Source organism: Sphingobacterium sp. LZ11T8, from assembly GCF_024261425.1.
GTDB lineage: Bacteria > Bacteroidota > Bacteroidia > Sphingobacteriales > Sphingobacteriaceae > Sphingobacterium.
On record NZ_JANBZY010000005.1, the window covers coordinates 184,218 to 198,860 of the forward strand.

Sequence of the window (14,643 nt, forward strand, 5' to 3'; positions counted from 1 at the left end):
CCCTAAATTATTAGCTAAAACCTTTTTACTACCTATCTTTTTTGTAATTTTTTTTATTAAATTTGATAGTGGACCTGTTGTAAACCAATCAATCTAATGCTTATTTCGAAGTCGGTATAACAGTAAACGGTGTTTTTTCAGATTACATTACTAGATCACTATGTTCAAGAGTCAAATTCCGCGAATTGGGAAAATTTGGAGCAAAGGGAAGAGCTTTGCAGCCATGGCAATGATTTTTATCTCTGCAACCCAAGCCCAGGCCCAAAAGTCAGAGGTAGATTATGTCAATCCTTATATGGGAAATATTTCCCACCTGTTGGTGCCAACTTACCCAACCGTTCATTTACCAAATTCCCTGTTACGTGTCTATCCTGAAAGGGCTGACTATACCTCGGATCGCATCAAAGGCCTTCCTTTGATCGTCACCAGTCACCGCGGAAGCTCTGCCTTTAACCTGAGCCCAATTGTCTCGGGAACCCGAGGTTTAAAACCGGTATTGAACTATAGCTATGATCAGGAAATCATCAATCCATATAGCTATTCCGTTTATTTGGATGAGGATAATATTCAGGTTGACTTTGCTGTTTCCCATCAGGCCGCAATCTATGAATTGGGCTTTGAAAAAACAGGGCAGCCACAACTGATCTTTAATTCTCGCAAGGGCGATGTGAAATGGGATGGAAACGGTGTATCTGGAAGTCAGGATATCGGGAACAATACAAAGGTCTATATCTATGCAGAATTTGACCAAAAACCTACCGAAGTTGGTAGCTTAAACAATGGTCAGGTCAGCAAGTCCACTGAAGCCTCAGGCGATCAGGCGAATTTAGTCTTGACATTCCCAACAGCGGCTAAGACTTTAAAAGTTCGTTATGGTATTTCCTTTATCGATGCAGCTCAGGCTAAAGCAAACCTAAACCGTGAAATCAAGAACTTCGATTTGGAAAAAGTGAAGACAGATGGAAAAGCAACCTGGAATAAGGCCCTTGGTAAATTGAAGGTGGAAGGGAAAAATGAAAATGATAAGAACATTTTTTATACTTCCCTTTACAGAACCTTTGAAAGACCAGTCAATATTTCTGAAGATGGTCGCTACTTCAGTGCCTTTGACGGCAAGGTCCATTCAGATGAGGGAGTCCCATTCTTTACAGATGACTGGATTTGGGATTCATATCGTGCCCACCATCCTCTCAATGTCTTGATCGATACCAAGAAGGAAGGCAATATCCTGCAATCATTCGTTCGCATGTCAGAACAGATGCCTAACTTCTGGTTGCCTACTTTCCCTGAGATCACTGGCGATAGTCGCAGAATGAACTCCAACCACGGGGTAGCGGCACTCTTAGATGCTTACGAGAAAGGTGTCCGTTCATTCAATGTTGAAGAAGCTTACCGAGCTGCAAAAGGTGCTATTACAGAAAAGACTTTGGCTCCATGGTCAGGTAAACCTGCTGGTAAGATGGATCAATTTTTCTTTGAAAAAGGTTATATCCCAGCTCTGCATCCTGGTGAAAAGGAAACCTATCCAGAGGTACATAGTTTCGAGCGCCGTCAACCAGTGGCCGTTACTTTAGGTACTTCGTATGACCTTTGGTGTTTGGCGCAACTGGCTAAACATTTAGGTAAGACAGAAGACTATGAGAAATTTATGAAACAGTCTTTCAATTATAGGAACCTATTCAACCAAGAAACAAAATTCTTCCACCCTAAAGATGAGAAAGGGAAATTCTTGGAACCATTCGATTATGTGTTTTCAGGAGGCCAAGGCGCTAGGGAATATTATGGAGAGAACAATGCTTGGATCTATCGTTGGGATGTTCAGCACAATATCCCTGATTTGATCAATCTGATGGGAGGAAATGAACAATTCGTCAACTATCTGGATGAAATGTTTGTACAGCCTTTAGGCAAGTCCAAATTTGATTTTTACCAGCAATTACCGGATCACACCGGAAACGTTGGGCAGTTTTCCATGGCAAACGAACCATCTCTACATATCCCTTACTTGTACAATTATGCTGGTCAACCTTGGAAGACCCAAAAGAGAATCAAGACCTTGATCAAGCAATGGTTCCGCAATGACCTCATGGGGGTTCCAGGAGATGAAGATGGAGGTGGACTTTCCTCTTTTGTCGTGTTCTCCCAACTGGGTTTCTATCCGGTTACTCCAGGCTCTGGAATGTATAGCATCGGTTCGCCATTCTTTGAAAAGGCAGTCATCCAATTGGAAAACGGAAAGACCTTTACGGTCATTGCAAAAAATGCTTCGGATAGATTTAAATATATACAGTCTGCTAAATTAAATGGCAAAATCTTAAATAAAGCCGAGATCTCCCATAAAGATATTTTAAATGGTGGAGTCCTAGAATTCGTCATGGGCGAAAAAGCCAATAGAAACTGGGGTACCGGTAATTAATACACAATTAGAAAAAACTGAAAGGCTGCCTCATCACGGGCAGCCTTCATTATTTCCCCCCTTTTCTGCTCATTTCAATAAAATCTGTATATTCGGGTATATTCTAAACCCAATCATTTCTATGAAAATCCTTTATTTAAAGCTTAACCAAGCTTTATTCTTGCTATTATTCCTCCCTTTATTGAGTTTCGGCCAACAGAAACCGAATGTAGTCATGATCTATGCAGATGACTTAGGCTATGGAGATTTGAGCATCTATGGGGCAACGAAAATCAAAACCCCCAATATTGATGCACTAGCTAATCAGGGCATCCGGTTTACCAATGGACATTCCTCTGCTGCAACCTGTACACCTTCTAGATATTCCCTGATGACAGGCAAATATCCATTCCGAAAAACCGGAACAGGGGTATTGCCCGGGGATGCTGCCCTGATTATCGATCAGGGGCAGATGACCTTGCCAGAGCTCTTTAGACAACAGGGCTATGAAACAGCAATAATCGGGAAATGGCATTTAGGATTAGGCTCTCAGGTTGAAAAGAACTGGAATGAAAGTATAAAACCAGGACCATTGGAAGTAGGCTACAATTACTCCTATATCTTCCCTGCGACGGCAGATCGTGTCCCAACCGTTTTCTTGGAAGGGCATCGCGTGGTAGGGGTGGATCCAAATGATCCCATTGAGGTTTCCTATAAACAGAAGATCGGAAACGAACCGACAGGGCTTGAAAATCCGGAACTATTAAAAATGAAAGCTAGTCCCAACCATGGACATAACCAAACCATTATCAATGGAATTGGAAGGATAGGCTGGATGACTGGCGGCCTGCAGGCCAGATGGGTGGATGAGGAAGTAACCATGACTTTTGCCGATAAGACCATTCAATATATCCGTGAAAATGCCAGGAAACCATTCTTCTTGAGCTACCATGCTACCGAACCTCATGTCCCAAGAATGCCTTCTACCATGTTCAAGGGGAAGAGTGGCTTAGGTTACAGAGGCGATGCGATCCTACAATTGGACCATACCGTAGGCGAGATAGTCCAAGCTTTAAAGGATAAGGGGATCTATGAAAACACGATCATTATCTTTACCAGTGATAATGGGGCCGTATTGGACGACGGCTATGTAGACGGAGCAGTGACCCAGCTGAATGGACATAATCCATTTGGTCCATACAGAGGAGGTAAATATTCGGCTTTTGAAGGAGGTACCCGTGTTCCCTTTATTATCAGCTGGCCAAAAGGCATCAAGAAACAGCAGGTGTCAGACGCTTTAGTCTGTCAGATGGATCTTCTTTCCAGTTTTGCCAATTTCTTTAAAAAACCGTTGTCCAATCAAGACGAATTGGATAGTGAGAATATCTGGAATGCATTTATCGGGAATGATAAAAAAGGAAGGGAATTCCTTGTTCAATCTGCAGGAACCTTCTCTATTACAAAAGAAAATTTGAAATACATCAAGCCTAGCAAGGGGAGAGCTTTCAATGAACTGACCGGAACTGAACTGGGCAATCATCCCGAAGATCAATTATATGATCTGTCAAAAGATCCGGGAGAAAAAGATAATATCGCTAAACAAAATCCAAAAGCAGTCGCAGAGTTAAAGGAACTGTTGGAAAAAGTACTGAAATAATATTTGTTGAGCCTGAAGTTCAAAAATTTTGGCATGGGCTTCGAGATTCGTTTTAGTCTTGTTCGAGACATATTCGGAAAATTCGGAATGTGTCTCGAATGAGACTAAAACAAGGTCAAAGAAAAGTTACTAATAAACTGACCATGGAAATTAAGTAAAAAGGCTGTTCCCCATCATGGGGAACAGCCTTTTTACTTGCTAGATTTTTTAATATTTATAAACCGTAGGCATTGTCATCGTAGTTGATGTCAGCAAGCCTTTGAGTAGGGTCAATCCAAGCTTTTTTCACTTTCTTGGTAACTGGCACTGAATAAGTTGGTTTTGTCCAGAACCAATCCGTAAGGACCGTGCGCTTTACACCTTGGTAAATATCATATTGCTCAGCCGGTTTTTCACCGCGCATTTCACGTAATGGGATGTAGAAAAGTTCCTTGCTTCCATCTTCATATTCTACCAATAGGTCGATAGGCATAGCCAAGTTCGATTTATTTTGGATTTCAATGCTGTTTTCAGAAACATTGGCAATGGCATAGTCAATTGTTCTCGTAGTATTGATAAACAAGTTGAAATACCATTTCAAATTGATTCCAGAGGTCTCTTCCGCTACCCTTTTAAAGTCATTAGGAGTTGGGTGTTTGAATTTCCAGATATCATAGAAATTTAAGAAGGTCTTTTGCAAGTTTTGCTTTCCAATGATATAGCCCATTTGTTCTGCCAATACTCCACCTTTACTATAGGCTTCAATGCTATAGGCAAAGTTGGTATTGTAATAGTCTGCTAATAGACTCATTGGTTCCTCTTTTCCAGATTTAGCCAAGCGATAGTAAGAATTATAAGCTGAACCGATAGGGTTAAGTGCTCTTGCTTTTGGTTTTTCAAACAGTTCAGTGTATGCCAGTTCTTCAATATAACTGGTGAAACCTTCATCCATCCATTCATCGACTGTTTCATTCACACCAAACAACTGTTGGTACCAAGAGTGCGCTGCTTCATGGAAGATAACGCCAACCAATCCCTTCAGGTTTCTCCCACCTGTGATCAAGGTTGCTGTTCCATATTCCATTCCACCATCACCACCTTGTACGATCGAGTAGGTTTTCCAAGGATAGGCACCGAAGTTCTCACTGGTAAAATCAAAGAATTCCGTAGCTAATCCTAATGCTGTTTTCCAATTATCCTTAACCTCTTGGTCTGTAGGTAGGTAAATCGTATAGATAGTAGTTCCTAATTTTGTTTTGGCAGAATCCACTTCAAATTTAGGATCTGCTGCCCAAGCAAAATCATGGATATTCTCGGCTTTATAATGCCAAGAAGCCTTATTGTTTTTGGTTTTGATCTTGGCATTTTTTACATAGCCCTTTACTTCAGCAGGGTTCTGTAATTTTCCAGAAGAACCGATCACATAATCTTTGTTGATATGGATGGTAACATCGAAATTTCCGAAAGGGGCAATAAATTCACGACCAATGTATTCGTCCAGGTGCCAGCCGAACTCATCGAATTGGGCCATTTTAGGATACCATTGGGTCATGGAGAATGCTACACCTTCTTTTGAATTACGACCGCTTCTGCGGATCTGTTCAGGCACCTGAGCTTGCCATGTCAAGTCAAACTCTACCGTACTGCCATCTTTGATCGCTGTAGGCAAGGTTACCTCGAGGATGGTGCCATCTTCTTTGAAGGTTACATCCGTACCATTGTATTTTACCGATTTGATTTTTTGAAATCCGATCTGATCTGGTGACAGGGCAGAAATACGGCTTTGACGAACAGGTTGTTCTTTAGTACCAACATTGGTTACCATCCTTGCATCCGGGTCAGGAATGGTTTTCAAACGCTCATCCATCATGCTTCCAGGTTGGAAGGCATTGAAATAGAGGTGAAAGTAGACCTTGCTCAATTCTTGTCCAGAATTATTGCTGTATTTCAGGTTCATCTTACCATCGTATTGGAATGTCTTTTCGTTGACATCAATATCCATGGTATAATCGACTTTCTGATCCCAATACGTTTTGCGCTGTGCAAAGGATGTTAGGGAACAAAGAGCCAAGACTAGTAAGCCAAGAGTGTTTTTTAGATTCATAATGCCAAATATATAAAATTTAACATTTGAAAATGACAGGCTTATCCGATGACGATTTCGATTCCGAGGTCTTTGATTGTTTGGATCAATTGATCGAATTGATCATTGCTGGCAAAAATCTTGTTTCTCCAGATCCGTACGGTGCTCATTTTTCCCTTTTTATGAAAGGCTAAAAGGTTTCCTCCGGATCGGATATGGTTCTTGAGATAGGTGATTTCTGCGATGGGGATCTGGATTTCCTGGCCAAACTTGGTAATGTTAATGTTACTCTTATCGATTACCCAAGTAGAGTTCTGTTTGCTGAAACGGACCGCTGCCCACATGATGGCAGGGATAAAGAACAATAGGATCAAGATCTTATAGATTTCTTGTAGGGTGCTAAGTGATAAAAAATACCCAACCACAAAAAGGGAGCCTAGCAATATCCAGATAAATCTCCCTCGATGTAGGGTGTTGATTTGATAAGTCATGTTTAGGGGTTGTTAATGAATTTTCCTTTGGTATTGATGACCCTTTCTTCGGATTCACCATTTTTTAAAACGATAGCCTTTCCATTTTCAAAAGGATTTATATAGCTATATTCCAAAGGAAGAATAGTATCACCTTTTGAATTAATCAATCCGAAGTTTTCGCTATCTTTTGATATGATGAATAAGTCATCCTCATTGGATAATCCTAAATAGTAATTTCCTGAAGTAATCAGTTTATTGCCTTCAATTTGAAATATTTCGTATAGTCCATCCTTTTCTGAAACATAGTATTTGTTGTCATTACTTAAGATGACGTTCTCTCCTAAGGGCAATACGATATTACCTTTTTGATCTGCAAGTCCAAACTTTAGCGAAGTCATTACAATGGTGTAATTCGCTGAGAAAGGAGTGATATATTCAAATTCATTGTTCCAGATTTTATTTCCTTTTGCATCCATCACACTCATCATTCCTTCCAATGAGAAAAGATAAGTATTAAGAACGGGGTCATACTGGATATTATCAAATTTGAATTCAGTCAGGTTCTTACCGTTAGCATCGATCAATCCTGCAAAGTTTCCTTCGTCTACTGCCACAGCTATTCCATTGTTAAATGGTGCTATTGTCAAATAATTCGGTTGGGTGATGATTTCGCCATTTGGATTTTTTAAGCCAAATAAAAAACTTGTTGAATCGTAATATGCGGTCATTCCATCGCCTAGATCCATTTCCGTTAATTCTTCATCGGAATAATCTGAAGGGACTTCAAAGAAATTATCGGGAACCTGGGTTTTTGATATTTCCATCACCTGATACGCAGCACCTAACGCATTTACCCTCAGAGCTAGACCCGGTATTTTATCCAGGTATTGGTATTTACCCCAAAAAATTGCAGGTATCTTATCCGTATACCATACCTCAACTATTTCAGGTTCCCCTGCATTAGATTCATCCTGTAATTCTAAAATTGCCAATTTACTGGGAAATCCAGCGATCATTTCCGTCTTTTCAGAATCTAAGTTTACTCGCAGATTAAATTCACTCTCGGGAGCATATTCTTCCTTGGAAAAACTTTTTGCTAATGAATCTAAAAAAAATAGGGTTTTGTTTTTTGTATCTCTGAGTTGTAAAGTGGGTTCAAAGTACAGGTTATGGATTTTGTTTTGATGCTCACTGACCCATGCCTCCATCAGTGGTTTACCTTCCATTTCAGACAATAGAGTTAGAAACAATTCTAATTCTTCACTTTCACCTTGTCCCAATTCCTTGATGTTGGACTTGAAAGACTCATCTAAGGAGATGGTATAAATGATTTTATAAACTTCTTGTTGGGCAAGAGCAAACTGGAAAAGAAGAGTTGATACAATGAGGGAAAAAAGCTTTTTCATGTAATGAAATTATTACGCAAAAGTCCTCATTTTTATTGATTCTGCAAATTACTGAAAGCAATATTTTACAGTATTTCTGGATTTATTTAAATCAATAATATTTAACCTTGAATTTGTATATTTAATGTATGATTAGATTATCTACCTACCTGCTTTTTTTCGTTTTCGGAATAAATGTGCTTTTTGCTCAGAAGGCTCCAAATATCGTGATCATTATATCCGATGACCATTCTTTCCAGACCATTTCTTCATACGGCTCCAAGATTGGCAGTACGCCCAATATTGATCGTATTGCTCAGGAAGGCTTACTTTTCAACCGCGCCTATGTGAACAATTCCCTATGTGGGCCAAGCCGTGCAAGTTTGTTGACGGGGAAATACAGTCATAAAAATGGTTACCGGGAAAATGAAAAGTCCCATTTTGAGCATAGCCAGAATTCCTTTGTCAAAGAGCTCAGAAAGGCAGGGTATACAACTTCATGGATTGGAAAACAGCATTTAGGGGATACTTTGGAAGGGTTTGATTACTTTGATGTACTGCTAAACCAAGGGCATTATTTCAATCCTGACTTCAAGAACCAAAAAGGGGAATTGACCAGGGAGAAGGGTTATGTGTCGGATATTGTAACCGAAAAGGCATTGAACTGGATGGGGTCCTTGGATGGAGAAAAGCCATTCTGTTTGATACTAGGTCATAAAGCAACCCATAGGGAATGGGATCCAGACCCACAGGATTTTGGAAAGAATGACCATAAGAAATTCCCATTACCAGATAATTTCTATGATGATTACAAGGGAAGAGAGGCTGCTAAGATCCAGGAAATGCAGATCAGCAAGGATATCAAATTAGATTACGACCTAAAGCTATTTAAAACCGAAGAGGATTGGATGAAAGAGTCCAATTTCAGGAGAATGGATGAGTCCGATCGTGAGAAATACAGACAATATTATGCGAAGGTAAAAGCCGATTATGCGAGTCAGGATTTTTCGGATCCAAAGAAATTGGCAGAATGGAAATTCCAACGGTATATGACCGATTACCTGAATACTGCTGAATCAATGGACAGAAATATAGGAAAGGTATTGGATTACCTGGATGAGCATCACCTGACCGAGAATACGATTGTGATCTATATGTCCGATCAAGGGTTCTACATGGGCGAACACGGATGGTTTGACAAACGCTTTATGTATGAGGAATCCTTCCGTACGCCAATGATGATGCGCTTCCCTAAAGAAATCAAAAAGTCCAGGAAGGTCAACGATCTTTTGATGACCGTGGATATTGCGCCTACGATGTTGGATTTGGCAGGGGTGCCGATTCCAGAAGATATTCAAGGGGAATCTTTCAGTGCGATCGTGCATGGTAAAAAAGGGGATAGAAAACAATTATACTACCATTATTATGAGGATGGAATCCATAATGTTTCTCCGCATTTTGGTGTGAGTGACGGACAATATAAATTAATCCGTTTCTATAATAAAGTCAATTCTTGGGAGCTCTATGATATGCGCAAGGATCCAAAAGAAATGGAGAATCTCTACAATAATCCTAACTATACTGAGAAACAAGCGGAAATGATGAAAAAGTTAAAAGATGAAATCCAGAAACAGGATGATTCGGAAGCAATGCTTATATTTGAAGCTTCCTAAACTTTTAGAATACATGCGCATACTAACTTTTATCTGTTTTTGCCTATTCAGCTTGGCAACTTTCGCTCAGCGTAAGCCCAATATTGTAGTTATTATTTCTGATGACCATTCCTACCAGACCATTGGAGCCTATGGTTCCAAGGTTGGCCATACGCCAAATTTGGACCGGATTGCAAAAGAGGGGGCTATTTTTACGCGTGGGTATGTCACCAATTCGATCTGTGGGCCGAGTCGCGCCAGCTTATTGACTGGAAAATATAGCAACAAAAACGGATTTAAGGATAATGAGACCTCTAATTTCAACCATGGTCAGAACTCCTTCATTAAAGAACTTCATAACAATGGTTACCAAACAGCTTGGATCGGTAAGATACATTTGGGCAGAAAACTGGAAGGATTCGACTATTATAGTATCCTGACCGGACAGGGACATTATTTTAATCCCGATTTTATCAGCAGTAAAGAAGGGGAAAAGGAAGTCGTGGCAAGAGAGGATGGCTATGTAGCGGACTTGGTGACTGATAAAGCATTGGATTGGTTAAAAGGACAGGATAAGCAAGAGCCCTTTTGCTTGATCATAGGCCATAAAAATACACATAGGACCTGGATGCCGGCCGTTGAAGACTTCGGTAAAAATGATCATAAGCAGATCCCATTACCTGAAACCTTCTATGATGATTATGCAGGTAGAAAGGCAGCTGCGCAGCAAGAGATGAGTATCGATAAGGATATGCAGATGGGCTATGACCTGAAGATGTTTGAAAATATCGAGAAAATGCGCGCTGATGGAAATTTCAGCCGGATGACTGATGAACAATTCCAAGCTTACGTAGATTACTATAAACCAATCTATGAGGAGTTGAAAAAATCAAACCTGAGCGGAAAAGCCCTGGCAGAATGGAAATATCACCGTTATATGGTTGATTATTTAAATACAGCCGAGTCGATGGACCGCAATATTGGCCGCGTATTGGATTATTTAAAGGAGCAGAACCTAGAGGACAATACCTTGGTGCTTTATCTTTCCGATCAAGGCTTTTATATGGGTGAGCATGGCTGGTTTGACAAACGCTTTATGTATGAGGAATCATTCCGTACCCCCATGTTGATGAAACTGCCCGGCATGATCAAGCCAAATTCCAAAATTACGGGAATGGTTTCCAATGTTGATATTGGTCCGACCTTCTTGGAATTGAGTGGAACGAAGGTGCCTGCTGATATGCAAGGTAGGTCATTCTTGAGTTTGTTGAACGGCAAGAAAAAAGATATTCAAGATCAGATCTATTATCATTATTATGAGAATGGAGAACATGCGGTTTCACCCCATTTTGGTGTGAGCGATGGACGTTATAAATTGATCCGTTTCTATAAAAGAGTGGATGCTTGGGAATTATATGATATGAAATCAGATCCGCGTGAGATGAAGAATGTCTATGGGCAGACAAAATTCAAGAAAGTACAGGTTCGATTAGAGAAATTATTGAAGCAAGAGGTTGATAGGTTAGAGGATGAGGATGCGAAGATGATATTATCTAAAAATTAGATTAATGTAAAATTTTAATCTAATTGAATCCTTTTATTAGACTTTAAGCAAATAACTTTCACTTTTTTGTATATTTATTACGATTCACGTATTATATCTAAAAAGTATTGGAAATATTATTAGTCGAAGATGAGAGTTCAGTAATATCCCTTATTCAACGCGGGTTGAAATATGAGGATTTTCAAATTTCTGTAGCCACTGATGGAATTAGTGGGTTAAAATTAGCTAGCTCCAAGAAGTTTGATCTGATTATATTAGATGTTATGTTACCGCAAATGAATGGGTTGGATGTCTGCAGACAGATACGCAGCTTTGACAAGGATGTTCCTATTTTGATCTTGACAGCTTTGGATCAAACAGAAGATGTTGTAGAAGCTTTCAATAGGGATGCCGATGATTATATGACAAAACCCTTTCAGCTTGAAGAACTCAAAGCTAGGATTCATAGGCAATTACGTAAATCCAACAGTAACAATTCCAGCAATCATCTTATCCAGATAGGCGACCTGTTATTAGACAGGTCCAGTAAATATGTTTCACGTGACGGAAAGGCTATTTCCTTGACCGCTACGGAATTCCGCCTATTGGAATATCTGATGGTCAATAAAAACAAGGTGATTTCAAGGATGGATATCCTGGAGGAAGTTTGGGAGATGGATATCAACATGAGTACCAATGTGGTTGATGTCTATGTCAACTATCTTCGGAAAAAGGTCGATAAACAATACGAGAACAAGTTGATCCATACCGTTATTGGTATGGGATACGTGATGCGGAATGAAAATTAAGGCAAAGATCATATTATCCTTTTCCTTAATAGCAATTAGTTTGATCGTACTATTTGCCTATTATGTCTCCTATTTTACCAGAGACAGCTTACAGACCAAATTTTTCCATCGTTTAGAAGAAAATGCCCGCATAGTTGGAGAACATATCATCCAAAATGATGAGTATAACAATCAAATTTATTATGAGGTAAAGCGGAAATACCTGAAGCAGTTGGCAGAAGGAAATGATTACTACCTCAGGATTGTTAAAGGGAGCAACCAATTGCGGATCAGGCCTGACCTGCCCATGCCATCTGAGTTTTATAAAACAGCAATCGAAGAGGGTAGAGCTACCTTTCTCCATAAAAATGTTTCTTATTTAGCCCTGTTTTTTGAGGATAAGCAGCATGCCGAGAACTTATTGGTGATTTCTGAGGGGATTGATGATTATGGACATGGAGAGCAAAAGGACCTTGATCAAACTTTGCTAACGGGCGGTTTAATTTCCTTTGTGTTCATCATTGGGTTGGCTTTTTATTTTGCCAATAGGATCCTTAATCCGTTGAAAGTACTGAATGATGAGCTGGAAAAGGTCAACATTGCCACCCTTGATCATCGACTCAGCAATAAATTCAGTAGTGAAGGCGATGAAATTGATCAATTATATACTAACTATAATTCCATGCTTGACCGCTTGGATATTGCAGTCCAATTGCAAAAAAGCTTTATTGGGAATGCATCCCACTCCCTACGAACTCCATTGACCATTATCGGCGGGGAAGCAGAACTTGCACAACAACAAATCGACCGATCGCATGAAGCCTATCAGTCAATAGACACGATCATACATCATACCAACCGCATGAAGTTTATGATCAAAGACCTTTTGGTGATGTCGAGTTTGGGGAGCCAACGGAAAATTAGAGATATACTTCCAGTACGTATCGATGAATTATTGTTTGAAGTAATTAAAACCGAAACGGAGTTAAACAGCAACAGTAAAGTTCAGTTTGATCTCAGCAATATACCGGAGGATAGTGATGATCTGTTGGTGAAAGCAAACCCAGATCTGTTCTATATTGCCTTTAGTAATATATTGTCCAATGCCATAAAATATGGTGACGACAAAGCGGTAAAAGTTCTCATGGAATTTGATCAGGAGTTTATCATTATTAAAATTATTGATCAAGGAATCGGTATTCCAGAAAAAGATCTTTCCAATATCTATTATTCCTTTTTTAGGGCTTCCAATGTCGGCGAGATCTATGGAAATGGCCTTGGATTAGTTTTGGCGCGCAATATTTTCATCTTGCATGATGTTCAACTAGAGCTCGATACGGAGGAAAATAAAGGGACTACGGTCAGTGTGAAAATCCCTAAACCATCTTTCTAATCTCATTCTAATTTCAGGCTAATTTCATTTTTATATGTTGAAACTATATTTGGTCAGTACCGAATAATTTCGACATGAAAAAACATCTCCTGATAATCCTTTTTCCCCTTTTATTTTTACAGCTTTCCCTAGCTGAAGAATTGACCGATTCTTTGGTGAACGAACAATCCGAACAAGACAGCATTAGGCAAAAAGAACCCAAGGCTTCCAAGCTGATCAATTTAGATGTATTGCTCCGTGCCGGATTAAATGCCAACAACTTAGGGAATGATGACAGTAAGGTAAATGCCAATCTTGATGAAGCGCGTATTTTATTAGGAGGAGATTACAATGACCAACTTTCTTATAAGGTTAGGTTTAGGCTTAACCGCTCCTTTGCACCCACTAGTCAAGACAATGGATCTGCTGCATTAGATTTTGCTTTTTTGAAATACAAATTCGGCAAAGACAATAAATGGTCGGTTACCTTAGGAAAGCAAAGTGCAATTGTGGGTAGTTATGAATTCGAGAATAACCCCATTTATGAGTATAAATTTACAGACTACGTAGACCGGATCTTAAATCTATTTGTGGTCGGAGGAATGCTGAGTTATGAGGTCGATCCCAATCACTCCCTAAATCTGCAGGTCTATAATACCAGTAACCACAGTTTTGATAGATTATTGGCAGACAATAACCTTTCAGCATCTGGGTTGGAAGCATCGAAAGCACCGTTAGGAGCATACTTTACCTGGATAGGAGCATTTGCTGAGAAAAAATTCAATACAAAATGGTCTTATAATATATCTCAATTTGCAAAAGGCAATACCAACCATGCCGTTTCATTAGCGAATAAGTACAAGACCGATCGTCAAATGATCTATCTAGATCTTCAATATTCATATTATGCGGTTGATCATGCCTTAATCGGTTCCAATGTTATCAATGATTTCTATGCAAGGACCGGGGCTGCAAGAACCCTTTCGAAGGATATCGTTTATAAATCTGCCATTTTAAGGTTTGACCAGTTCTTGGCGGACAAATGGGAGATTGCCTTAAAAGGAGGAGTGGAGACCGCCGGGTCAAATGCGGATGATGAGTTAGGGAATGATTTCAGGACAAACTATACCTATTTCGCTGCCTTACAACATAAGCCATTCTTAACAAAAGACCTCAGGTTCTATTTGGGCTACATGGGAAATACGGTTTCATACAAAGATGTAGTAAACATGGATAGGCAACAATTTAACAGGTTGTCCCTAGGGGCTTACTTTACCATTCCAGTTTTGTAAAAGAGGATAAGAAAAAAATATATA

At 39.6% G+C, this 14,643-nt stretch carries 10 protein-coding genes; 7 read left to right on the plus strand and 3 right to left on the minus strand.

Annotation, left to right across the window (positions count from 1 at the left end; all coding sequences use genetic code 11):
* The first annotated feature begins 160 nt into the window (after positions 1-160).
* Both NLF99_RS13335 and NLF99_RS13340 read left to right on the plus strand, forming a co-directional pair.
* Positions 161-2,416, plus strand: coding sequence for a GH92 family glycosyl hydrolase (locus tag NLF99_RS13335; RefSeq protein WP_254528913.1), 2,256 nt, complete (start codon positions 161-163; stop codon positions 2,414-2,416).
* Between the two features lie 121 nt (positions 2,417-2,537).
* Positions 2,538-4,052 carry a sulfatase-like hydrolase/transferase gene (locus NLF99_RS13340; protein ID WP_254528915.1) on the plus strand — a complete coding sequence of 505 codons (1,515 nt, stop codon included), beginning with the start codon at positions 2,538-2,540 and terminating at the stop codon, positions 4,050-4,052.
* Positions 4,053-4,266: 214 nt separating this feature from the next.
* Here NLF99_RS13340 and NLF99_RS13345 read toward each other — a convergent pair whose 3' ends face one another.
* From NLF99_RS13345 to NLF99_RS13355, 3 genes are read right to left on the minus strand one after another with little or no spacing between them, the layout of a single operon-like run.
* Positions 4,267-6,135: a M1 family metallopeptidase gene (locus NLF99_RS13345; RefSeq protein WP_185213074.1), complete on the minus strand. Its 1,869-nt coding sequence runs from the start codon at positions 6,133-6,135 to the stop codon at positions 4,267-4,269.
* Positions 6,136-6,176: 41 nt separating this feature from the next.
* Positions 6,177-6,605, minus strand: coding sequence for a hypothetical protein (locus NLF99_RS13350; protein WP_254528916.1), 429 nt, complete (start codon positions 6,603-6,605; stop codon positions 6,177-6,179).
* A 2-nt stretch (positions 6,606-6,607) separates the two neighbouring features.
* Positions 6,608-7,993 (minus strand): WG repeat-containing protein, encoded by a 1,386-nt coding sequence (locus NLF99_RS13355; RefSeq protein WP_254528917.1) that lies wholly within the window; start codon positions 7,991-7,993, stop codon positions 6,608-6,610.
* A 128-nt stretch (positions 7,994-8,121) separates the two neighbouring features.
* Here NLF99_RS13355 and NLF99_RS13360 point away from each other — a divergent pair, with 128 nt between their 5' ends.
* The 5 genes from NLF99_RS13360 to NLF99_RS13380 all read left to right on the plus strand — a co-directional run bounded on the left by NLF99_RS13360 (position 8,122) and on the right by NLF99_RS13380 (position 14,619).
* The gene (locus NLF99_RS13360; protein WP_254528918.1) at positions 8,122-9,645 is read left to right on the plus strand and encodes a sulfatase; all 1,524 of its coding nucleotides are present in this window, start codon (positions 8,122-8,124) and stop codon (positions 9,643-9,645) included.
* 13 nt (positions 9,646-9,658) lie between these two features.
* Positions 9,659-11,188, plus strand: a complete 1,530-nt coding sequence (locus NLF99_RS13365) for a sulfatase (protein WP_254528919.1) — start codon at positions 9,659-9,661, stop codon at positions 11,186-11,188.
* Between the two features lie 107 nt (positions 11,189-11,295).
* Positions 11,296-11,976, plus strand: a complete 681-nt coding sequence (locus NLF99_RS13370) for a response regulator transcription factor (protein WP_254528920.1) — start codon at positions 11,296-11,298, stop codon at positions 11,974-11,976.
* Entirely contained in the window at positions 11,966-13,348 is a 1,383-nt protein-coding gene (locus tag NLF99_RS13375) for a cell wall metabolism sensor histidine kinase WalK (protein ID WP_254528922.1), read from the plus strand. The genes NLF99_RS13370 and NLF99_RS13375 overlap by 11 nt, the downstream gene beginning before the upstream one ends.
* A gap of 74 nt (positions 13,349-13,422) precedes the next feature.
* On the plus strand, positions 13,423-14,619 hold the full coding sequence (locus NLF99_RS13380) for a porin (RefSeq protein ID WP_185213067.1): 1,197 nt from the start codon (positions 13,423-13,425) through the stop codon (positions 14,617-14,619).
* Positions 14,620-14,643 lie beyond the last annotated feature (24 nt).

Coding starts and splice junctions, on each gene's coding strand:
- NLF99_RS13335 (WP_254528913.1), top strand. CDS start 161: ATGTTCAAGAGTCAAATTCCGCGAATTGGGAAAATTTGGAGCAAAGGG.
- NLF99_RS13340 (WP_254528915.1), top strand. CDS start 2,538: ATGAAAATCCTTTATTTAAAGCTTAACCAAGCTTTATTCTTGCTATTA.
- NLF99_RS13345 (WP_185213074.1), bottom strand. CDS start 6,135: ATGAATCTAAAAAACACTCTTGGCTTACTAGTCTTGGCTCTTTGTTCC.
- NLF99_RS13350 (WP_254528916.1), bottom strand. CDS start 6,605: ATGACTTATCAAATCAACACCCTACATCGAGGGAGATTTATCTGGATA.
- NLF99_RS13355 (WP_254528917.1), bottom strand. CDS start 7,993: ATGAAAAAGCTTTTTTCCCTCATTGTATCAACTCTTCTTTTCCAGTTT.
- NLF99_RS13360 (WP_254528918.1), top strand. CDS start 8,122: ATGATTAGATTATCTACCTACCTGCTTTTTTTCGTTTTCGGAATAAAT.
- NLF99_RS13365 (WP_254528919.1), top strand. CDS start 9,659: ATGCGCATACTAACTTTTATCTGTTTTTGCCTATTCAGCTTGGCAACT.
- NLF99_RS13375 (WP_254528922.1), top strand. CDS start 11,966: ATGAAAATTAAGGCAAAGATCATATTATCCTTTTCCTTAATAGCAATT.
- NLF99_RS13380 (WP_185213067.1), top strand. CDS start 13,423: ATGAAAAAACATCTCCTGATAATCCTTTTTCCCCTTTTATTTTTACAG.